This is a genomic window from Brevundimonas sp. SORGH_AS_0993 (genome assembly GCF_030818545.1).
GTDB lineage: Bacteria > Pseudomonadota > Alphaproteobacteria > Caulobacterales > Caulobacteraceae > Brevundimonas.
Genome location: NZ_JAUTAH010000001.1, coordinates 1,646,049 through 1,665,692 on the forward strand (window position 1 = coordinate 1,646,049; position 19,644 = coordinate 1,665,692).

General features: G+C 69.1%; 29 protein-coding genes. 3 read left to right on the plus strand and 26 right to left on the minus strand.

Annotated elements, in window-relative coordinates; all coding sequences use genetic code 11:
• Positions 1-20 precede the first annotated feature (20 nt).
• The 5 genes from tilS to tolB form a co-directional block, all read right to left on the minus strand.
• Entirely contained in the window at positions 21-1,184 is a 1,164-nt protein-coding gene (gene tilS, locus QE389_RS08155; protein ID WP_307366189.1) for a tRNA lysidine(34) synthetase TilS, read from the minus strand.
• Positions 1,185-1,273: 89 nt separating this feature from the next.
• On the minus strand, positions 1,274-2,119 hold the full coding sequence (locus tag QE389_RS08160) for a tol-pal system YbgF family protein (RefSeq protein WP_307366191.1): 846 nt from the start codon (positions 2,117-2,119) through the stop codon (positions 1,274-1,276).
• Between the two features lie 38 nt (positions 2,120-2,157).
• On the minus strand, positions 2,158-3,312 hold the full coding sequence (locus QE389_RS08165) for a DUF3667 domain-containing protein (protein WP_307366193.1): 1,155 nt from the start codon (positions 3,310-3,312) through the stop codon (positions 2,158-2,160).
• A 169-nt stretch (positions 3,313-3,481) separates the two neighbouring features.
• On the minus strand, positions 3,482-4,039 hold the full coding sequence (gene pal, locus QE389_RS08170) for a peptidoglycan-associated lipoprotein Pal (RefSeq protein ID WP_307366195.1): 558 nt from the start codon (positions 4,037-4,039) through the stop codon (positions 3,482-3,484).
• Positions 4,040-4,171: 132 nt separating this feature from the next.
• The gene (gene tolB, locus QE389_RS08175) at positions 4,172-5,536 is read right to left on the minus strand and encodes a Tol-Pal system beta propeller repeat protein TolB (RefSeq protein WP_307366196.1); all 1,365 of its coding nucleotides are present in this window, start codon (positions 5,534-5,536) and stop codon (positions 4,172-4,174) included.
• A 142-nt stretch (positions 5,537-5,678) separates the two neighbouring features.
• Between tolB and QE389_RS08180 the strand changes: the two genes are divergently transcribed.
• Together QE389_RS08180 and QE389_RS08185 are read left to right on the plus strand one after the other, a co-directional pair.
• Positions 5,679-5,906 (plus strand): CopG family transcriptional regulator, encoded by a 228-nt coding sequence (locus tag QE389_RS08180; RefSeq protein WP_307366198.1) that lies wholly within the window; start codon positions 5,679-5,681, stop codon positions 5,904-5,906.
• Complete coding sequence (locus tag QE389_RS08185) at positions 5,903-6,337, plus strand: TA system VapC family ribonuclease toxin (RefSeq protein WP_307366200.1); 435 nt, start codon at positions 5,903-5,905, stop codon at positions 6,335-6,337. Before QE389_RS08180 ends, QE389_RS08185 begins: the two co-directional genes overlap by 4 nt.
• Positions 6,338-6,340: 3 nt before the next feature.
• Here the strand turns inward: QE389_RS08185 and QE389_RS08190 are convergent, their stop codons facing one another.
• The 18 genes from QE389_RS08190 to QE389_RS08270 form a co-directional block, all read right to left on the minus strand.
• Entirely contained in the window at positions 6,341-7,210 is an 870-nt protein-coding gene (locus tag QE389_RS08190) for a hypothetical protein (RefSeq protein ID WP_307366202.1), read from the minus strand.
• A 4-nt stretch (positions 7,211-7,214) separates the two neighbouring features.
• The gene (gene tolR, locus QE389_RS08195; RefSeq protein WP_307366204.1) at positions 7,215-7,670 is read right to left on the minus strand and encodes a protein TolR; all 456 of its coding nucleotides are present in this window, start codon (positions 7,668-7,670) and stop codon (positions 7,215-7,217) included.
• A gap of 3 nt (positions 7,671-7,673) precedes the next feature.
• Entirely contained in the window at positions 7,674-8,423 is a 750-nt protein-coding gene (gene tolQ, locus QE389_RS08200; protein WP_307366206.1) for a protein TolQ, read from the minus strand.
• Between the two features lie 139 nt (positions 8,424-8,562).
• On the minus strand, positions 8,563-8,997 hold the full coding sequence (locus tag QE389_RS08205; protein WP_307366208.1) for a hypothetical protein: 435 nt from the start codon (positions 8,995-8,997) through the stop codon (positions 8,563-8,565).
• A gap of 26 nt (positions 8,998-9,023) precedes the next feature.
• Positions 9,024-9,491 carry a tol-pal system-associated acyl-CoA thioesterase gene (ybgC, locus tag QE389_RS08210; RefSeq protein WP_307366210.1) on the minus strand — a complete coding sequence of 156 codons (468 nt, stop codon included), beginning with the start codon at positions 9,489-9,491 and terminating at the stop codon, positions 9,024-9,026.
• Positions 9,488-9,703 carry a hypothetical protein gene (locus QE389_RS08215; protein ID WP_307366213.1) on the minus strand — a complete coding sequence of 72 codons (216 nt, stop codon included), beginning with the start codon at positions 9,701-9,703 and terminating at the stop codon, positions 9,488-9,490. The genes ybgC and QE389_RS08215 overlap by 4 nt, the downstream gene beginning before the upstream one ends.
• Positions 9,700-10,083 (minus strand): hypothetical protein, encoded by a 384-nt coding sequence (locus QE389_RS08220; RefSeq protein ID WP_307366215.1) that lies wholly within the window; start codon positions 10,081-10,083, stop codon positions 9,700-9,702. The genes QE389_RS08215 and QE389_RS08220 overlap by 4 nt, the downstream gene beginning before the upstream one ends.
• Before the next feature lie 6 nt (positions 10,084-10,089).
• Complete coding sequence (locus QE389_RS08225; RefSeq protein ID WP_307366217.1) at positions 10,090-11,556, minus strand: alpha/beta hydrolase; 1,467 nt, start codon at positions 11,554-11,556, stop codon at positions 10,090-10,092.
• Positions 11,557-11,624: 68 nt separating this feature from the next.
• Positions 11,625-11,900: a BrnA antitoxin family protein gene (locus QE389_RS08230; protein WP_307366219.1), complete on the minus strand. Its 276-nt coding sequence runs from the start codon at positions 11,898-11,900 to the stop codon at positions 11,625-11,627.
• Positions 11,893-12,153: a BrnT family toxin gene (locus QE389_RS08235; RefSeq protein ID WP_307366222.1), complete on the minus strand. Its 261-nt coding sequence runs from the start codon at positions 12,151-12,153 to the stop codon at positions 11,893-11,895. The genes QE389_RS08230 and QE389_RS08235 overlap by 8 nt, the downstream gene beginning before the upstream one ends.
• Positions 12,150-13,181, minus strand: a complete 1,032-nt coding sequence (gene ruvB / locus QE389_RS08240) for a Holliday junction branch migration DNA helicase RuvB (protein ID WP_307366224.1) — start codon at positions 13,179-13,181, stop codon at positions 12,150-12,152. The genes QE389_RS08235 and ruvB overlap by 4 nt, the downstream gene beginning before the upstream one ends.
• 172 nt (positions 13,182-13,353) lie before the next feature.
• Positions 13,354-13,971 (minus strand): Holliday junction branch migration protein RuvA, encoded by a 618-nt coding sequence (ruvA, locus tag QE389_RS08245; RefSeq protein WP_307366226.1) that lies wholly within the window; start codon positions 13,969-13,971, stop codon positions 13,354-13,356.
• A complete protein-coding gene (ruvC, locus tag QE389_RS08250) occupies positions 13,968-14,486 on the minus strand; it encodes a crossover junction endodeoxyribonuclease RuvC (RefSeq protein WP_307366228.1) in 519 nt (172 codons plus the stop codon). The genes ruvA and ruvC overlap by 4 nt, the downstream gene beginning before the upstream one ends.
• Before the next feature lie 46 nt (positions 14,487-14,532).
• Complete coding sequence (locus QE389_RS08255) at positions 14,533-15,231, minus strand: MgtC/SapB family protein (protein ID WP_307366230.1); 699 nt, start codon at positions 15,229-15,231, stop codon at positions 14,533-14,535.
• A gap of 76 nt (positions 15,232-15,307) precedes the next feature.
• Entirely contained in the window at positions 15,308-15,826 is a 519-nt protein-coding gene (locus QE389_RS08260) for a hemerythrin domain-containing protein (RefSeq protein ID WP_307366233.1), read from the minus strand.
• Between the two features lie 185 nt (positions 15,827-16,011).
• Entirely contained in the window at positions 16,012-16,194 is a 183-nt protein-coding gene (locus QE389_RS14685) for a type II toxin-antitoxin system RelE/ParE family toxin (RefSeq protein WP_373458302.1), read from the minus strand.
• The gene (locus QE389_RS08265) at positions 16,176-16,427 is read right to left on the minus strand and encodes a hypothetical protein (protein ID WP_307366235.1); all 252 of its coding nucleotides are present in this window, start codon (positions 16,425-16,427) and stop codon (positions 16,176-16,178) included. Before QE389_RS08265 ends, QE389_RS14685 begins: the two co-directional genes overlap by 19 nt.
• A 35-nt stretch (positions 16,428-16,462) precedes the next feature.
• Positions 16,463-17,236: a YebC/PmpR family DNA-binding transcriptional regulator gene (locus QE389_RS08270; protein WP_307366237.1), complete on the minus strand. Its 774-nt coding sequence runs from the start codon at positions 17,234-17,236 to the stop codon at positions 16,463-16,465.
• Positions 17,237-17,386: 150 nt separating this feature from the next.
• Here QE389_RS08270 and QE389_RS08275 point away from each other — a divergent pair, with 150 nt between their 5' ends.
• The gene (locus QE389_RS08275) at positions 17,387-17,587 is read left to right on the plus strand and encodes a hypothetical protein (RefSeq protein WP_292086996.1); all 201 of its coding nucleotides are present in this window, start codon (positions 17,387-17,389) and stop codon (positions 17,585-17,587) included.
• A gap of 43 nt (positions 17,588-17,630) precedes the next feature.
• Here QE389_RS08275 and QE389_RS08280 read toward each other — a convergent pair whose 3' ends face one another.
• The 3 genes from QE389_RS08280 to QE389_RS08290 all read right to left on the minus strand — a co-directional run bounded on the left by QE389_RS08280 (position 17,631) and on the right by QE389_RS08290 (position 19,614).
• A complete protein-coding gene (locus tag QE389_RS08280) occupies positions 17,631-17,828 on the minus strand; it encodes a hypothetical protein (RefSeq protein ID WP_307366240.1) in 198 nt (65 codons plus the stop codon).
• A 243-nt stretch (positions 17,829-18,071) separates the two neighbouring features.
• The gene (locus QE389_RS08285) at positions 18,072-19,043 is read right to left on the minus strand and encodes a PAS domain-containing protein (RefSeq protein ID WP_307366242.1); all 972 of its coding nucleotides are present in this window, start codon (positions 19,041-19,043) and stop codon (positions 18,072-18,074) included.
• A 136-nt stretch (positions 19,044-19,179) separates the two neighbouring features.
• On the minus strand, positions 19,180-19,614 hold the full coding sequence (locus tag QE389_RS08290) for a thioesterase family protein (RefSeq protein ID WP_307366244.1): 435 nt from the start codon (positions 19,612-19,614) through the stop codon (positions 19,180-19,182).
• Positions 19,615-19,644 lie beyond the last annotated feature (30 nt).

A 19,644-nucleotide genomic window follows, 5' to 3' on the forward strand; every position in this document is an offset into this window, starting at 1 on the left:
TCGCGGGATTCAGATCGTCTTCATGCGTCGTTTCGTCCAGCGCCAGCCTGAGCCGTTCCGCGACAAGCCCGCGCCGTTCGACGCCCTCTCCTGCAAGAACCGGAGCCAGTTCGCCGTCCCGCAACAGGACAGGCGCCGCCCCGCGCGCGCCGGGCGGCAGGCGGTTCAGCCGGGCGCGATCTCCTGGCGAAAGGCCCGCCAGACGCCCCCTGGCCGCGACCACGCGCCAGCCGGGATCGGCGGCGGTGAAGGCGAACCGTCCGTCCCACACCGCCTCGACGCCAGGGGTCAGCCGCAGAGGCGGAACGGGCCGACGCGCCAGTTCGCCCGCCTCCCGCATGACCAGAACCTCGCCCCCCGCCGCGACGACGCGCGCCCCGCTCAGCACGGTGGTGAAATCCGCGTTCGCCCGCAGCCGCGCGATCAGCCGCGCCAGACGGTCGCCGCGCGGCAGCGCGTCCCCCGCCCCCGACCGACACCAGGGCCGCCGCCAGGGCGGGCGCGCCGATGTCCCGCCCCGTGCGGACCAGCCCGTCGTCGCGGACGAACAGCGGCGCGTCCGCCTGGGCCTGGCCTGAAAACGTCGCCAGAGGCGGCGCCGGCGCCGCCTCCCCCTTCGCCAGGGCCAGGGCCGCCAGCGCCTGACGCGCCCGGCTGCGGCCGAACCGCGGATCGACGTTGGCCGGATCCTCGATCCAGTTCAGCCCCCGCGCGCTCAGCCACCGCCGCAGCGTCGCGCGCCGTTCGTCCAGCAGGGGCCGCAACAGCATCAGCCCCCGCCCCTCGGGCCAGACCGGGGACGGCGACCATTCGCGGACACGTCCCAGGGTCGCGCCCTCGGCCCGCATCCAGTCGGCCTCGGCCACATCGTCGGCGGTGTGGGCCATCAGGATCACCCGCGCGCCCGCGCCCCGCGCCGCCTCGGCGATCAGCCGATGCCGCGCCGCCCGCGCCGCCGCCGTCAGGCCGGTCACGGGCTTGTCGCCGTCCCACTTCAGGCCGCGCCAGTCGGTCCCCGCCGCCCGCGCCGCCGCGGCCGCCTGCTCGGTCCAGCGCGCGCTGTCCCGGTTCAGTCCATGGTCGACCGTCAGGGCCAGAAGCGGCCGCTGGCGCGCCCGCGCCCAATCCGCCGCCAGATGCAGCAACGCCATGGAATCGCCGCCGCCCGACAGGGCCAGGGCCACGGGCGCGGCGCGCCCCGACGCCAGCCGCCGGTCCAGCCGCGCGATCAGCCGGCGGCTCAGACCCGTTTCGCTGTCAGACCGGGACGGGGTCAGCCGCAGCCGCCCGCCGTCCGCAACTGGGTCGCCCGCGCCTTCTGGGCGTCGCTGGCGGTGGGCGCATAGCGGCGCGTGAACTCGCCCAGGGCCGCGCAGCCCTGCGTCTTGCGCTCGGTGGCGAACAGGGCGTCGGCCAGCTTCAGCGTCGTGTCCCCGGCCCAGCCGATGCGCGGCCAGTCCTTCAGGGCCGTGGCGTAGTAGGGCACGGCCCCGGCCTTGTCGTTGGCCGCCACGCGCAGGTCGCCCAGCCGGGCGTTGGCCTCGCGTCCCTCCGGAGTGTTGGGCCAGGTGATCGCCACCGTCTCCAGGGCGCGCACGCCGCGCGGCCGGTCGCTGGCCGTCAGGCGCACCGCCGCCGCCAGGTCCTGGCCCGCGTCCCCGGTCGGAGAATTGGCCTCGATGGGCGCATTCAGTTCGGCCGCCGTCTCCAGCTTCCGGATGCGGTTCTCGGCCTCGGTCAGGCGGGTCCGCAGGGCCGTATTGTCGCGCACCGCCTCATCCAGCTGGAAGGTCAGCCGCTCGTTGTCGCCGTTGATCCGGCGCACCGTGGCCTCCAGATCGTCCAGCCTCTGGCTGACCAGGCCCATCTGCCCCTGCAGGGTCACGACCTCGGGGTCGGGCTCGACCAGAACGGGCTGGCCGGCGGCGTTTCTCTGGGTCAGGGCACGCTCAAGCCGCCGCACATTGCGGTCTAGCTGGTCCAGACGCCGGTTGTCCCACTCGGTCCGCTCCATGATGTTGGGCTGGGCCTGCTGGGCGACCGCGCCGCCCCCGATCAGCAGGACGCCAAGGGCGGCGGCGGCGAGGAGATGAGCACGAGAGAGAGAGAGCTTGGTCATCCCTCTAGCTTCCACCGATTTGGGGCCGCCGCAAGGCGTCAGTGGCCAAAGCCCAGATACAGGACCGCCACCAGGAACAGGCTGGCCACGAACTCGCAAAACAGCACCAGCAGCACCGTCCGCCACAAGGCCGAAAACACCCGCAGACCATAGGCGCCCTTCAACTGGACGAACATATGCACCGGCGCGGCCAGCAGGGCGATCAGGCCCGCGACGACGCCCGCCCCCTTGAACGCCGTGGCCAGCAGCACCACCACCATCAGCAGCAGCGACATGAAGGTCAGCGAATACAGAACGAAGACCCCGTGGTCGTACAGGGTGAAGCCCCGCTTCCACAGGAACAGCAGCGCCATGAAGGGGATCGACAGCGGGACGAGGAGGAAGGCGAACTTGTAGATGGTCTGCTGCAATTTGTAGAGCGCCAGGTCCGGGTTCTTCAGCTTCTTGGCGACCATGCCGACGATGCCGTGGGCCTGGCCGCTCTTGCTCACCTGCTGGGCCATGTCGGCGACCTGGGCCTGCCATGTGCCGGTGGTCAGGCCGTCCTTGCGGCCCTCGACCGCCTCCTTCTCGAGACTGGCCAGCTTTGCCTTCTCGCTATTCAACGCGGCATTGGCGCCCGCCAGCACGCCTGCCGTCGCGCCTGCCCGAATGCCGATTCCGGACGGCGGTTCGGAGCCATCGGCGGGCTCGGCGTCCTGCTGCACCGCCGCGACCTCCTGCTCGGCCGCCGCCAACACCTTTTCGGCCTCGGCCACCGTCTGACGCTGGGCCTGGATCTGTTGCGGCAGCGGCAGGGCGTGCTCTTCCTTGTGCGGCATGAAGCTCAGCGCGAAGAACATCACGAACAGGGTGAACAGGAACATCGCCAGCGGCGAGACATAGCGCGTCCGCCGCCCTTCGACCCATTCGCGCGTCAGCTTGCCCGGATTGAGCAGCAGCAGCGGCAGGGTGCGCCACAAGCGGCCGTCGAAATGCATGACTCCATGCAGCAGTTCTTCGCCCAGGTGCAGCAGGGTGCGGTGAACATGGGTCGGCTGGCCGCAGTTGGCGCAGAAATTACCGCTGGTCGGCGCGCCGCAGTCCGAACAGACGCCGTGGCCGTGGCCTTCGCCCGCCCGGCCGGTCGGTTTCTCGATCGCGCCTGCGACCAGACCCGCCGTGACGACGCCGCCCGCTCCCTCGATGTCCATTCGGTGATCCCCAACTCCCTGCCGCGACCTTCTGCCGTCGCGCGCCGCCGGGGACAAGCGCCGAAACGAAAAGAGGCGCCGGGCCTGCGACCGACGCCTCTGTCGATATCAAGTCGCTCCATCCGTCATCCCAGGCTGCGCATAGCCTGGGATGACGAACCCGTCGATCTCAGCGCGGGGCGCCCGACACGATGGCTGTGTGGGCGTTGCGGTTGCGGGCCCAGGCGTCTTCGTTGGAGCCCTCCGCGATCGGCCGCTCCTTGCCGAAGCTGATGGTGTCGATCCGGCCGGCGGGCACGCCGCGGTTGATCAGATAGTTGCGAACGGCCTCGGCGCGGCGGGCCCCCAGGGCCAGGTTGTATTCGCGCGTGCCGCGTTCGTCGGCGTTGCCCTCGATCCGCACCGTGACCTGCGGATAGCGCAGCAGCCACTGGGCCTGGGCGTCCAGGCGCGGCATGGCCTCGGGGCGCACCTCGATGCTGTCCAGATCGAAATAGATGCGGTCGCCGATGTTGACGACGAAGTCCTGTTCGCTGCCCGGCTGGGCGGCGCCGACCTGGCCGCCGGTGATCGGGGCGGTCGGGACGGTGGGATAGCTGGGGCCGGTCGGCGTCGTGGCGCCGGTGTCGGTCACGCCGGAATCGACGGGGGGCTTGCGCGTGCAGGCGGCCATGGCGGCGACGGCGCAACCGACCATCGCCACGGTGAGGATGCGGGATTTCTTCATTGGGTCGTCTCCTGACTGATCTTTCTGAGGACGGCGGCCTCAAGCTTGACTTTAGTCTTAGCCTTGGGCGTTTTCAGGGCGCTAGACGCGATAACGCAGTGTTGAGCGCAAAGGCTCCCGCGCGCGAACACCTCAGTTCGGGCAGCTGTCCGCGCCCTGGTTCAGGCCCAGATTGGCCGGCGGCGAATCCAGCAGCGGCGACCAGGCCGGGTCGGTGCCCCGTCCGGCGTAGCCCGCCTGCGCCACCACCCGGCCCGACAGGTCCACGGTCCACAGCCGCGTGTCCCCGCCCCGCGTCTGGCGTGCGAACATCACATAGCGGCCGTTGGGCGCCCAGCTGGGCCCCTCCTCGAAATAGCTGGAGGACAGGATGCGCTCGCCCGATCCGTCGGGGTTCATCACCCCGGTCGAGAACCGCCCCCCGCTGGACTTGGTGAAGGCGATCAGATCGCCCCTCGGGCTCCACGCCGGGGCGGTGTAGGAGCCGCCCCCGCGCGAGATCGGCCGCTGGCCCGAGCCGTCGGCCCGCATGACGTAGAGGCGCGCCTGACCCGAGCGGTCCGAGTTGAACACGATCTGGCTGCCGTCCGGGCTGAACGACGGAGAGGTGTCGATACCGGGGTCCGACGTCAGCCGGCTCAGCTGACGGCTACGCAAATCCATCACATAGATGTCGGTGTTGCCGTTGCGGATGATCGAAAAGGCGATCTTGGTCCCGTCGTTGGAAAAGCGGGGCGCCAGCACCTGGCCGTCGAACTCGCCCAGGCTTTCACGCCGGCCGGTGGTCAGGTTGTACAGATAGATGCGGCTGTAATCCTTGCCCAGCGCCACATAGGTGATCTCGTCCGGCTGGGACATGGAGAAGCGGGGCGACATGATCACCTCGTCCCCTTGCGTCAGATAGATGGGCTGGAACCCGTCCTGATCGGCGATGGTCAGGCGGTTGATGCGGTTCAGCGCCGTCCCCTCTTCCGAGACGAAGATGACGCGGGAATCGAACAGGCCCGCCTCGCCCGTCATGCGCTGATAGACGATGTCCGAAATCTTGTGCGCGATCCGGCGCCACTGCTCGGGCGTGGCGGTGAACTGATAGCTGACCAGCTGACACTGGCGGTACGGGTCGTACAGGCGGAAGCCCACGTCGACCCGGTTGTCCGCGCGCGGCGTCACCGCCCCGTACAGCACCGCCTGCGCCCCGATCTGCGTCCACTGCGGAAAGTTGGGCGCATTGGCCAGGGTCAGGCCCGTCTCGATGAAGCTGGCGGGATTCAGCGGCTCGAAAAAGCCCGACCGCTTCAGATTGGCGCTGACCACGCTGGTGATGTCCGACCCGTGCTCGCCGCTGAAGGGCGCCACGGCGATCTGCAACGGCCGCAGCACGCCCTGATCGATCTCGACCTCGACCGGCTGAGCCTGTTGGGGCGCCTGGGCCTGCACCATCAGGGGCGCCGTCATCGCCAGGGCCGCGACCGAGGCCATGAGAAGGTTCAGACGCATGGGAGTCTCCGAAAGTTCAAGGCATCACGGCGTCCCTTATCGCCGGGACGCCGGACACGCGCCAGCTTCCCGGCGAATAGGGCGACTTTGCGGACGACGCCTCAAGATTGATGCGTGATGAGCGATGTCGTATATGGGTTTCATGCGCACGACCCTGGCCATCGACGACGACGTCCTGAACGCGGCGCGCGCCATCGCGCTCCACCAGGACCGCACGATCGGCGAAGTCGTGTCGGACCTGGCGCGTCAGGCGCTGGAGAAACGCCCGTCGACGGTTCGGTTTCGCAACGGCGTCCCGCTTCTGCCGGACCGGCCCGGCCCTCTCGTCACCATCGAAGACGTTAACGCGCTTCGTGACGAACTGCCGTGACCTATCTGCTGGACGTGAACGTGCTGATCGCGCTCGTCGATCCGCGTCACGTCTTCCATGACGCCGCCAATGACTGGTTCCAGCGCGAGGCTGTCCACGCCTGGGCGACCTGCCCGATCACCGAAAACGGTCTGGTCCGCATCGTCGGCAGCCCCCGCTATCGCAATCCGGTCGGCCCGCCCTCCGAGGTGGCCCGCATCCTGAACCTGCTGCGCGACATGGAGGGCCATGTCTTCTGGCCCGACGCCGTCAGCCTGGCCGACAAAGACCGCTTCGACATATCGGCCCTGACAGCGGCCGAACAGGTGACGGACGCCTATCTTCTGGCGCTGGCGGTATCGAACGGCGGTCGCCTGGCGACCTTCGACCGTCGCCTTTCCCCGAATGCGGTCAAGGGCGGGCGCGAAGCGCTTCACTTGATCGCCGCCTGAACCCTACCGATTGCGGCACGCCCGCTCGGTGTTGAACGTGGGGCGATAGACCCCGCCGGGGAAGCCCTGCGGCACGTCGAAAGGCGCGGTCTGGCGCAGGGCGCGCAGGGCGCCGTCGGCGGCGGCGCGATAGACGTTCGAGGACTGGGCGTTGATCAGGGCGGGCCCCCGCGTGATGCGCCCATCGGGCGACAGGGTCAGTTCGACCTGGATCCTCAGTTGATCCGCGCCAGGGATGTCGCAAGGCAGGATCCAGTTCGGATAGACTTGGTTGAAGATGGCCGTGATCTGCGGCCCCGTGGCCTGGGATGCGGTCCCCGCGCCCTGCTGGCCCGCCGCGGGGCGGCCGGTGTTCGGGGTCGGGCGGCGCGGGCCGGCCAGGGCGTTCAGGTCCAGGCTGGGTTCGGGCCGCTGAGGCGCCGGCCGGTTGGGCGCGGGCGTCGCGGGACGCGGCGTCGGCTGGGCCTTGGTCGGCGGCGTGGGCGCGGGCGGCTGCGGACGCGGCGGCGTCGGCTGGGGTCGCGCGGGGGTCGGCTTGGGCGTGGGCGCCGGCGCGGGCGTGGGGCGAAGCTGCGGCCTGGGCGGCGTCGGACGCGGCTGAGGTTGCGGTTGGGGCGGGGTCGGCTGGGGCGTCGGCGGCACGGGATCGGGCTGCTGCACCGGCGCGGTCGCCGCGTCGTCGGGCGAGGGTTCGGGCTGCGGATTGTCGACGGCCGCCGCCTGGACCGTCTCTTCCGACACGATGGAGACGGGCACCGAGGCCACCAGCGGCGTCGGCTCGTCGGTCTTTCGCGGCCAAGAGACGAAGGCGAGCGCAACCACCCCGGCGTGCAGGGCGAGGGATCCGAGGATCGCGGGGCTCGGACGGCGCAAAGCCTCAGGCCTCCGGCGCCGTGTCGGTGATCAGATTCAGCTTGGTGAAGCCCGAGGCGCTCAGCCGCGCCATCACCCGCGCCACGGCCTGATAGGGGGCGCGCCCGTCGGCCCGCACGAACACCGGCCGGTCGGCCGCCTTGTCCGCGCCGCCCGCCTCGGTCAGCAGCCGCGCGGACAGGGCGTCGAACGCCGTCTCGCTGTCGCCGACGAAGATGGCGCCCTGCTGGTCGATGCTGACCGACAGGGGTTCGGACTTGGTCTCGACCGCGCTGGCCTCGGTCTTGGGCAGCTCGACCGGCACCCCCACCGTCAGCAGGGGCGCCGAGATCATGAAGATGATCAGCAGCACCAGCATCACGTCCACCAGGGGCGTGACGTTGATCTCGGTCAGGGGGCCCTTGCGCCCCCGCCGCCCGCGACGCGACCCGCCGCCGCCGGATGCTCCGCCCAGGGCCATGGCTCAGCCGCCCCGCTTCAGGTCGAAGCCTTCGACGGGCGGCGGGGGCGGCGGCGCCGAGGGGCTGCCCAGACGGCGCGCCACGGCGGCCTGCAGGTCGTCGGCGAAGGCTTCCAATCGGCCCGTGAACTTGCCCGCGTCGATCGAGAACTTGTTGTAGGCGATATAGGCCGGGATGGCCGCCGCGAGGCCGATGGCCGTGGCGAACAGGGCCTCGGCGATGGCCGGCGCCACCGTCGTCAGATTGGTGTTGCCCGCCGCCGCGATCCGCCCAAAGGCGTTCATGATGCCCCACACCGTGCCGAACAGGCCGATGAAGGGTGAGGCCGTCGCCACCACCGACAACACGCCCAGACCGTTCTCGACCCGCTGGCCCTCGCGCGCGATCAGGCTGTTCAGCGCCCGGTCGATCCGCGTCATCAACAGGTCGCCCTGATGATCGTTCAGCGCTCCCTTCTGACGCGCCTCGCGCCATTCCGACAGGGCGATGCTCAGCATGCGCGGCAGGGCGTGTTCGGGCTGCGGCCCGGCCTGGGCGGCGACATCCTCCAGCGACCGGCCAGACTGGACCGCCTTTTCGAAGTCGTCGGCCCGTCTGTTCAGCCCGGTGAAGCGCACCGCCTTGTCGATGATGACCGTCCACGACCACAGAGAGGCCGCCGCCAGTCCGATCATCACCGCCTTCACCACCCAGTCGGCGGTCAGGAACAGCTGGACCGGGTTCATCATCGCGGCGTCGACAGGCGTGGTCATTCAGGCGCTCCGGGCGGAATCGGGATCGTCACGTTCCTCTTCGACCGAGCGGACGTGACCATTGTGTGGCGTCCGGCCCGTTTAGCCCCGACCCGTCCGCCCGTCATCTGACAGGCGCGTCATAAGGGTTAACAGCAGGTTACTCGGACGCCGCCCGGCGCGCATTCGGATCGACCGCCACCGACACCGGGGCGCCGACGCTGATGATGACGCCCTCGTGGCCTTCCTTGGCGATGGAATAGGTGGCGGCGTCGCGCAGCAACTGCTCCTCGCAGGTGCGGTCGCCCGGCCGGCCCAGTTCGGCGCAGCCGCGCTTGGCCGCGTCGGTCCAGCCCAGCACCCGGCGCGTCGCCGCCTCGGCCCGCTTGATCGCCGCCTCGTCCTCGGCGGCGGCCTGGGCGATCAGCGCCTGGCGCGCGCCCTGCTGGTACTGCAGCTCGGCCTGGCCGGCCATCTTGCGTTCCCAGACCTTGTAATAGGGACAGCCCACCAGCCCGCCGCCGACCAGCAGCACGAACAGCAGGATCGTGACGATCACCGCGCTGGCGGACATCTTGTAAGTTTCCGAACCCATGACGTTTTCCCCTTGTTGGCGCGATCCTAGTCGGCGCCGCCGCTGGCCGCCAGCCATGGCGTCACCTTCTCTATCAGCCCCTTGGACGGTCTGCGCGGCCGCCCGTCCAGATGGATGCACACCGCCGTCACCTCGGCCCGGCACAACACCTCGCCCGCCCGCTCCACGCTCTGACGGATGATCAGCCGCACCCCCTTCACCTGCTCATAGACGGTGCGGACCACCAGGGCGTCGTCGATCCGGGCCGGCTTCAGATAGCGGATGTTCAGCTCCGACACGACGAAGGCCAGGGGCTCGGCCTCTTCCAGCAGGTCGGCGTGGCCCACCCCGATGGCGCGCAGAAAGTCCGACCGACCCCGCTCGAAATAGCGCACATAGTTGGCGTGATAGACTAGGCCGGTGAAGTCCGTGTCCTCGTAATAGACGCGCACGGGCAGCAGATGGTCGCGCCCTTCGAAACGGCCGGCGGTGGGAAGGTCGGGGGGCTGGGTCATGCCGGTCTTTTACGGCGCGCCGCCGCCAAGGCCAGACCGATCGTCATCCGCCAGCCGATCACGGGCGAGGCGCCGTAGCCCGCCCCGGCCGATCCAGAACCCGGCCAGGCCCAGCCCGTTCGTCCGCCTGCCTGCAGCAGAGGCAGGGGCAACACGAAGAACAGGCCCCAAAGGCCGACCGCGCCCAGCGGCCTGCGAAGTTGCTTGATCATCGCCGACCGCTTGGTGCGATTCGGCCCGGCCCTTCCATCAAGCTGGGGCAGTACCGCTGGCGCAGTTCGCGGAACTCCTTGGGCAGGGGGTCGTCGCTGAACAGGATGCGGTTGGGGATGGAGACGAAGCGGACCGGCGGCCCGTCGTGGGTCCGGCCGATATAGCCGCAGACCGCCCGTCTCTGGCCCGCCTCGGCGTATCGCAGCTCGGCGCCCGGCCCGGCCAGGGCGCGAATCTGGCGCATCACGCGCGCGTCGGACGGCTCGGGCGGCGGGGCCGCGACGGGCCGCCAGCGCATCCAGGCCCCGACCGCGCACAGGGCCAGAACCGCCGCCGCCAGGGCCAGGGTCCAACGCTGTCGCGGGGTCTGGGCGCGCATGGACGATCAGGCCGCGGGGCCGTCCTCGATGAAGGTCAGCGGCGTGTCCGCCGGCGGCAGGCAGCTGCGGTCCACCGGCTTGGACGGATCGCGCAGGAAGTCGCGCGCCATCTTGCGGGTGCAGGTGCTGGCGTTGATGACGCCGTGGGTCGCATTGGTCACGATCACCACCTGGCTGCGCGAATAACCCTTGGCCGCCGCCTCGGTCAGGGGCGGCGGGCAGCCGGGGTCGATCTCGGCGGCGACGAACAGGGTCGGGATGTCGGTCTTGACCGGCAGGTTCTCGATCGGCGCGGCCGGCCGTTCGCCCACGGCCGCGCAGACGTCGAACAGCCGCGACAGAGAGGGGACCAGCACCTCGGCGACGGGATCGCCCGCCGCGCCGGCCGCCAGCCGCGCCTTGGATTCGAACGGCAGCTCTTCCTTGCACAGATGGGCCATGTGCTGGCCCTCGAAATAGTAGGTCCGGTCCTCGGCGATCTCGGCGACCGGGCTCAGGTCGCCGGCGATGATCTTCTCCAGGTCCGCCGGCAGGCGCCGCACCCCTCTGGCGCTATAGGTCGTGTCCATCAGAAAGGCCGACAGGTCGTCGACGGTGAAGGTCTTGCCGTCCTTGCCCGTCACAGGACCCGCCAGCCATTTGCGCGCCTCGGCCTCGAACCGGGCCTGAAGGTCGGGATGCCGCGCCGCGCAGACGGCCTGCGCCTGGCATTTGCCCAGGATGATCTTCACCGCCGCCGACACCTGCTCCGGTGTGCCGACCGCCCAGTTGCCCTCCGGCGGCCAGGGGCTGTCCATCACGGCGGCGCGCACGATCTGGGGCTGGTGCGTAATGACGGCCGCCTCGATGCGCGGCCCGTACGATCCGCCCCACAGGTCGATCCGCCCCAGGTTCAGCGCCTGGACCATGTCCTTCACATCCATGGCGGTGGCGGCGGCGTTGTACTGGTCCAGGTCGACGCCCTGCGCCCGATACCCCTTCAGACAGGCGATCAGCCCGTCCCGGTCGGCGTCCGACGGCGGCCCGGCGTCGGTCAGCTGCACCCCCGGACAGTCCATGGAGGGCGCGCTGGCCCCGCCGCCGCGCTGATCGAACAGGATCACGTCCTGATCCGCGGCGAAGGCTTCCGGGTTGCGACGCAGCGCCGCCAGCATCCGCCCTGCTCCGCCGACCATGGCCCCGCCCGGCCCGCCGTGAAACATCACCACCGTCGGCAGCGCCTGACCCGAGGCGTCCTTGTACGGCGCGCTGGCCTTGACGATCACCAGTGCCAGGCCGATGCGCCGGTCGCTGACCGTCCCGTCGCGCGCCTCGTCCACCGTCAGGGTTCCGCACCGCACCTGGCGCACGTCGGTGGGCCAATCGGCCGGACAGGGCTTTTCGGTGAAGACGGGCGGCGCGGCCTTTGCAGGCGGCGCCAGGCTGGTCAGGCCGGCCGCAAACGCCATCACGGCCAGGGTGCGCAGGATCATGGGACGACAGCTCCGGTTCGCCCCCAGCAAACCCCCGCCCGCTTCGCTTGGCAACCGCCTATCGGAGATCAGGCCGCGTGCTTCTTCCGCGCCGCCTCAGTCAACGCATCGGCCATCCGCTCGCGCCAGTCGTCGCCTTCGTCAGCAAAGGCGCGGATGGTGGCGGCGGGTAGTTTTAACTCCACCTCACGCTCGGCGTCGAATTGGGCATACAGGTCGGGCAGCACGTCTCGTAGAGGCTGCGCCTTGGCGAAGTCCTCATCGGTCCATTCCGGATTGTCGTGATCGTCGATCTCGACATCCTCGTAATCGCTCGGATCAAGGCTGAATTTGGGATCAGCCATAGCGTTTGCTCTCCTTGGCGTTCGCGCGCCGCAGACTGATGGCTCTCAACGTCCCGTCTCGAAAGGTGAAAGCCAGCATATGCAGTCGCCCATCCAGCATACCATAGGCTCGCCATCGTTGCTCGCCGTAATCTTGGCGGTCGTCGGCGAGAATGTGGGAGGCGCGAAGATCGATCTCGCCCGCCCGCTCAAGCGACAGCCCATGCTTCTCGCGATTGCTCGCATCCTTGCCCGGATCGAAGGCGACGTTCACTCGAACAGGTCGCCCGGCACGGGTCCGGCGGCGGGCTGGGCGGGCGCGCTCAGCCCCAGATGGGCATAGGCCCTGGCGCAGGCCATGCGGCCCCGGGGGGTGCGCATGATGAAGCCCTGTTGCAGCAGATAGGGTTCGATCACGTCCTCGACCGCGTCGCGCGCCTCGGCGATGGCGGCGGCCAAGGTGTCCATCCCGACCGGCCCGCCGCCATAGTTCTCGATCAGCGCCTTCAGGAAGCGCCGGTCCAGGCTGTCCAGACCAGCCTCGTCCACCTCCAGCCGCGCCAGCGCCCGCGCCGCCACCAGTTTCGAGATGGTCTCCGCCCCTTCGGCCGATGCGAAATCCCGCACTCTACGCAACAGGCGCCCGGCGATGCGCGGCGTGCCGCGCGCCCGCGACGCGATCTCGCGCGCGCCGGCCTCGTCGATGGCCGCGCCCATCTTACGCGCCGTGCCGCGCACCACCGCCGTCAGTTCGTCGGGGGTGTAGAACTCCAGCCGCAGCGGAATCCCGAACCGATCCCTCAGCGGCGTGGCCAACAGACCCGCCCGCGTCGTCGCGCCCACCAGCGTAAACGGCGCCAGGTCGATCCGCACCGAGCGCGCCGACGGCCCCTCGCCGATGATCAGGTCCAGCACATGATCCTCCATGGCCGGATACAGGATTTCCTCGACCTGGGGGCTCAGTCGGTGGATCTCGTCGATAAACAGGACGTCGCGCGGCTCCAGATTGGTCAGGATCGCCGCCAGATCGCCCGCCTTGGCCAGGATCGGCCCGGAGGTCGCCCGGAACCCCACGCCCAGCTCGCGCGACACGATCTGCGCCAGCGTCGTCTTGCCCAGTCCCGGCGGTCCGAACAACAGAACATGGTCCAGCGCCTCGGCCCGTCCGCGCGCCGCATCGATGAAGACCTTCAGATTGCCCTTGGCCTGCGACTGGCCGACGAATTCCGACAACGTCTGCGGCCGCAGCGCGCGGTCGAACGACTCGCCGGTCTCGGCCTCGGGGGAGAGGATGCGGGTCATGGCTGACCCGAGTGGCGCGTGGCGACTGGCGACTGGCGAGTGAAAAGTGAGCCGAGAAGTGAGCGCAGGGGTGAGCGAGTACGGACGACCGCAGACGCGCCGCAGCTCACCTCTTGCTCACTAGCACTTTTCACGTCTCGCCACTCGCCACTCGCCACTCGCCACTCCAGAATCACCGCCCCAACTCCTGCAGCGCCGCGCGGATCACCGCCGACAGCTCCGCCTCTTCGCCCAAACGGATCAACGCCTGATCCACGGCCCGGCGCGCATTGACCTCGGCGACGCCCAACCCAAGCAGGGCGGACACCGCCTCGCCGGTGATGGACGGAACCGGCGGCGCGATCTCGACGTGCATCCCCGGCGCGGTCGGCGCAAAGCCGATCTCGCCCAGCGGTTTGCCCTTCAGTTCCGTCACGATCCGCAGCGCCAGTTTCGGCCCCACGCCGTTGGCGCGCGCCACCGCCGCCTTGTCCTCGCGCGCCACCGCCGACGCCAGTTCGCCGGGCGGCAGCACGTCCAGCACCGCCAGGGCCGCCTTGGGCCCCACGCCCTGGATGGCCAGCAGGTTCGTGAACGCCCGCCGCTCGTCGCGCGTCAGAAAACCGTACAGGCGCGGCCCCGCGTCCTCGCTCCATTGCGAATGGATGTGCAGGGTCGCCTCGTCGCCCGGCGCCGGCAGCCGCCCCAGGGTCCGCGCCCCGCACGACGCCACATAGCCCACGCCGCCGCAGTCGATCAGGCAGTCCGCCTCTCCGACCTCGGCCAGCACGCCGCGCAAACGCCCGATCACGCCGCCCCCCGATGCATCGCTTCCAGCAGGGACCGTCTGCGCAGCTGGGCATGGGTGATGGCCACCGCCAGCGCATCCGCCGCATCGGCCTTCACGTCCCCGGCGGTCGGCAACAGACGTTTGATCATGAAGGCGATCTGGCTCTTGTCCGCATGGCCTGCGCCCACCACCGCCTTCTTGATCAGGTTCGGCGAATATTCCGCAACCGTCAGACCCGCCTTGGCCGGGGCCAGCATCACCGCCGCCCGCGCATGGCCCAGCTTCAGGGTCGAGGACGGGTTCACATTGACGAACACCTCCTCCACCGCCGCCTCCTCGCAGCCGTGGTCGGCGCAGATGGCCCCGACATGATCCAGCAGATGCACCAGACGCTCGGCGAAGGGCGCGGTCTCGGGCGGCGTCACCACCCCGTGCGCGATCCAGCGCAGCCGCGCCCCGTCGGCCGCGATCACGCCCCAGCCGGTGCGCCTGAGACCGGGGTCCAGGCCGATGATTCTGATCGGTTCGTTCGCCATCCGTTCCCCTCATGCCGCAAAGAGGGTTAGCGGGCAATGAACGGTTTCAGTCGTCGCGCGGGTCCAGGCGATAGGCGACGACGCCGGGGATGGCGCAAAGCCGCTCGGCCAGGGTCTTCAATGGTCCCTCGCCCGTCGCGCTCAGCCGCCACGTCCGCCGCACCCGGGTCCCGTCGTCGATCAGTTCGAACAGGTCGTGGCGCGCATCGGGATCGACGGTTTTCAGCGCCGCCTCGACGGCCGCCTCGGGCGAGGGGTCGCGCCGCTCCCAGCGGACTTCGGCGTCCACCACTGTCCGCGCCGGCAACCGGCTGCTGATCAGCTTCAGCCCGATCAGGATCAGCGCCGTGACCCCTGTCGCCGCCGCGCCCAGAGCATACATGCCGGCTCCAAACAGAATGCCGATCGCGGATGTGATCCACAGCGACGCAGCCGTCGTCAGCCCGTGGATCGAAAATCCCGTGCGGAAGATCACGCCCGCGCACAGAAAACCGATCCCCGTCAGGACGCCGTGCGCCATCCGCGTCGGGTCGGTGACGATATTCTCGTCCGGCAAGGCGCGGAACGCCCAGTCCGCCTGCGACATCGCCGCCAGCATCAGCAGCGCCGACGCCAGACTGACCAATATGTGCGTGCGAAGACCCGCCGCCCGGCCCCGCCATTCGCGCTCGAAGCCGATGACCCCGCCCGCGATCACCGCGCCGAGGATCGGCAGGACGGCGCCTTCAAGACTGCCCAGATTCATCCGCGCTCAACGACAAGCCCAGCGCGGATGTTCCTTGGGCGGACGATCCTGCGACATCGTGGTCGCAGCGACCGCCTCAGCCGTGCTTTTCGATATAGGTCTCGGGGTCCTTGTTCACCGGCTTGACGCCGGTGATATGCTCGGCCTCGAAGGCCGCGAATTGGACCGCCAGGGCGTGGCGCGTCTCGATATCGGCGTTCATGCGGAAATCCGTCAGGCCCTGACGCTCTTCCTCGCCCATGTGCTTGGAGTTGACGACGTTCGCCTCGCCCACCGCGTCGAACCAGGCCTGGGTTCCGACCTCGTGCTGCTCCACGGCCTTGACCGCGTCGCGCAGCTTGTTGTGATCCTCGATGGCGTCCTCGGTCTCGCCCTCGACCGTGCCGTCCTCCGCGTCGTTGGCGCCCTCGCCCTGTTTCAACAGTTCGGGATAGAAAAAGCGCTCTTCGGCCTCAGCGTGGACATCCAGAAAGGCCGACAGCCGGCCCCACACCTTGGTCAGCGCGTCCGTGTCCTCAGGGTCGATCTGTTCGATGATCGCAAACAGCCGACGCTGTTCGGCGTGGTCGTCGAGGATCAGCTGGGTGATGTCCATGAGGCGCTCCGGCGTAATGGTGAAGCCTCGATACGCCTACGCCGCCGCCCGGTTCCGTGCGAACGACTCGCTTGTCGTCAGGCGAGCGGGCGTCGGCTCATATGCCATACCCGCACCACGACGACCGCGCTGTCCTCAAGAGGATAGATTAGCTTGAAGGATGTGGAGGCGACCACCAACTCGCGTCAGCCGCCCGAGCGGGCACGTCCCTTGTGAGGCAGATCAAGCAACCCCTCGGCCGCCGCGAGTATGCGGTCTTCAACCGCGATGGCCGCAGCGATACTGTCCCGGGCTATATAAGCAACGCTCTCTTCGACGTCTTGCAACGCCTCCGGGGCCCAAAGCAGCTTCAAGCGGCGTTGGTCCATCGCCCCCGCCGGGCTCGCAGTCGCGCCACGACTTCTTCATGCGGAATGCCCTTGCCGGCGGCCAATGAAGCTTCGCCCTCTGCAATGGCGGCCTCTAACGCGGCCTCTTCGTGCGCGATCCGCTCTGCAGCCTCTACCAGCAGATCGCCCGACGGACGACCCTCCGCCAAGGCGACGGCGTCCAGCCTGGCCTTGACGGCCTCGTCCAGGGCGATGGTCACGTGCACGGTCATGCGGGGACCGTATCACAGCCCCCGCTCAGCGGAAATCACCCCGCGTACTTGGCTGCATCCTCGTCGGACACGTCCTCGTTGGAATAGACGGCGGACACGTCGTCCTCGGCGTCCAGGGCGTCCAGCAGTTTGAACAGGGTGCCCACGGCCTCGCCCGTCACCGGCACTTCCGACTGGGGCTTCCAGACGATGGCGGTGGACTTGGGGTCGCCCAGAACCTTGGACATGGCCTCGGCCACCTCGTTCAGGTCCTCGAAGGCGGTCCAGATGGTGTGGCCCGGCGCGTCCTCGTAGATGTCGGGCTTGACCAGATCGCTCTCGACGTCCTGGGCGCCAGCCTCGATGGCGGCCTCCATCACGGCGTCTTCCGAACCGGCTTCGGCGGCATAGGTGATCTTGCCGACCTTGTCCCACATGAAGGCGACCGAATTCATCTCGCCCAGCGCGCCGCCGTTCTTCTTGAACGCCGTGCCGATGTTGGAGGCCGCGCGGTTGCGGTTGTCGGTCAGGGCCTCGACGATGATGCCCACGCCGCCCGGACCCCGCCCCTCGTAGCGGACCTCTTCCATCGTATCGACGTCGCCGCCGGCGGCCTTGTTGATGGCGCGCTGGATCACGTCCTTGGGCAGGCTTTCGGCCTTGGCGTTGTTGACCGCCAGGCGCAGGCGCGGGTTCGCCGCCGGATCGGGCAGGCCCGACTTGGCGGCGACGGTGATGTCGCGCGACAGTTTGGAGAACAGCTTGGAGCGCTGCGCGTCGGCGCGCCCCTTGCGGTGCATGATGTTCTTGAATTTCGAGTGGCCGGCCATGGGATCGTCTTCGAGAGTCTGAAACCTGAGGCGCGCCTCCTAGCTCATGCGCGGCGGGCTGTCACGATACGCTCTGGGGTTGGCCGAGGCGGGGGTGGAACCGCGACGCTTTGCGGGTATTGATCCTGAACCAGAGTACGGAGCCCAGTGATGACCGCCGACGACACCATCTATGAAGCCGAAGGCTATATGGACGAGGACCTGCACGAGGCGGACATCGTCGAATGGTACGAAGCCCGCCCCGTCACCGTGCCCACGGCCGTGGCCGCGGGCGCCGTCGTCACCGCCTTCGCCCTGGGCGCCCTGACCGCCGTCGGCGTCCTCTTCCTGACCGGCCGCCTGGACGACTGAAGGCGCCCGCGTCTCGACGCCTCGCCCCGGCGCGGTCGCGGACCTACGACGCCCCGGCAGGCTTGGCGGGCGGGGCGGGAGACGGCTTGGGAGCATCGACCGGAGGCGTCCAGTTCACCGGAATGGTGTTGAACGTCGTCCTGACGGAGCCGCCGCCGCCCACGGCAGGCTCGCGCAGCCACGCCTTGCGGGCCTCCGCCTGGGCGACCGAATCGAACGCCGAGCAATCCGCAGAGGACACGGAACTGTACCCCGCCTGGTTGAGCGCCGCCGCATAGCCGAGGCCATACGCCGCCTCCCGATCCCGCTGCGCTGTCGGCGTCGTGACGGCGCCTGGTCCTGCGACGACGACAGTTATGGCGATGGAGACGCAGAGGTGCGTTTCCAGAACCCCGCCAGCGGCCGCTACGATGTCTGGGTGGGCGTCCTGGGGACGACCGGCGCGAACGCCACGCTTCTGGTGACGGAAACGCCCTGAAGGCCGTCAAACGTCGTCGGCCAGACATGCGAGAGGAAGGTCCAGCCGCACGACCAGGCCGTTCGACGTCCAGTCCCGCGACAGGTCGCCGCGCAGTTGCAGGCGCACGGTTCGATCCAGCAGGTTGGTCCCGAACCCCGGCGTCATCGGCTTGTCGGGGTCGAGGACGTTCTTCTCGATCCAGCTGACGACCAGATTCGTCTCATGCCGCAGCAGGATGATCTTCAGCCGCCCCTGGGGCTTGCTCAAGCCGCCGTACTTCACCGCATTGGTGACAAGCTCGTTCAGCACCATGGCCAGCGCCGTCACCGCCTTCTGCCCGATCTCGGCGTCGTCGCCCTCGATCGAGATTACGGCCCCGGTCTCCGCATAGGGTGCGGCCAGAGCCTCGATCAATCCCTTCACCGTCCGGGGCGCGGCGGGAACCTCCGAAGGGGTCAGCGGATGAATGAAGGCGATGGCGCGCCCCAGCCCGGCGATCCTCTGCCGAACGCTTTCGACATAGGGCCCCACCCCCTCTTGCTGGCGGGCGGAGAGATGCAACAGGCTGTCCACGACCGCGAACAGGTTCTTGATCCGGTGCGAAAGCTCGCGCGAGACCAGGGCGTTCTCGCGCCGCTCGCGCTCCCGGCGGGTCACGTCCTGCGACAGGGATTGCAGCGCGATGATCTCGCCCTCCGCGTTGCGGATCGGCGTGACGGAAACTTCCCAGCTCTTGAAGACGCCCTTTGCGGTGGGGCAGTCGGCGTTGAACCGCGCCACCCGTCCGGCCGCCGCCCGGGCGACGGCCCCGTGAACCAGATGCCGGCTTTCGCTGGGCCACAGCTCCGCCCAGGGGCGGCCCTTCACCTCGTCGAAGTCGTCGATCTGCATCAGGCACAGGCCGTCCACATCCATCCCGATCAGCCGCCCATCCAGACTGACGGTCTTCAGGCAATCGGTCACATGGATGTCGGGGGCAGGCGTTGCGTCGCTCATGCGCTTCTTTTCGTTGCAAGGATGATTGGGCGCTAACTAAACAGTCCGCGTCCGTTAGGCCATCTTCGACGGCCCGCTTCCGTTGTAGGCCAGCGTCCCTCTTCGCCCTGGCGGGGGCCTGTGGCAATCCCGCCCGTCAATCCGCCTTCAGGTTCTCGACCACCGCGCGCAGGCGTTCGGGCAGGGGCTTGGGCCGGCGCGTCTCGGCGTCGACATAGACATGCACGAAATGGCCGATGGCGGCGGGGACGTCGACGCTGCGCTTGAAGACGGCGAAGCCGTAGGTGACGCTTGACGTGCCGATCTTGTCGACCTTGATCCCCACCTCGATCACGTCCGGAAACTTCAGCGACGAGGTGTAGCGACAGCCTGAATCGACCACCAGGCCGATGGACTCCGTCAGGGCGTCGGCGATCAGCAGGTGGGCGTTCACCGCCGAGTCGACGAACTCGTAGAATTTGGCGTTGTTGATGTGCCCGTACTGGTCGTTGTCGGCCCAGCGCGTCGAGACCATGTGAAAGGCCTTGTAGGTCGCGCGGTGGGCCAGGGCGCCCTCGTCTCGTTTCGGCATCGTCGTCTCCCTCGGCGACGCGAACCGTCG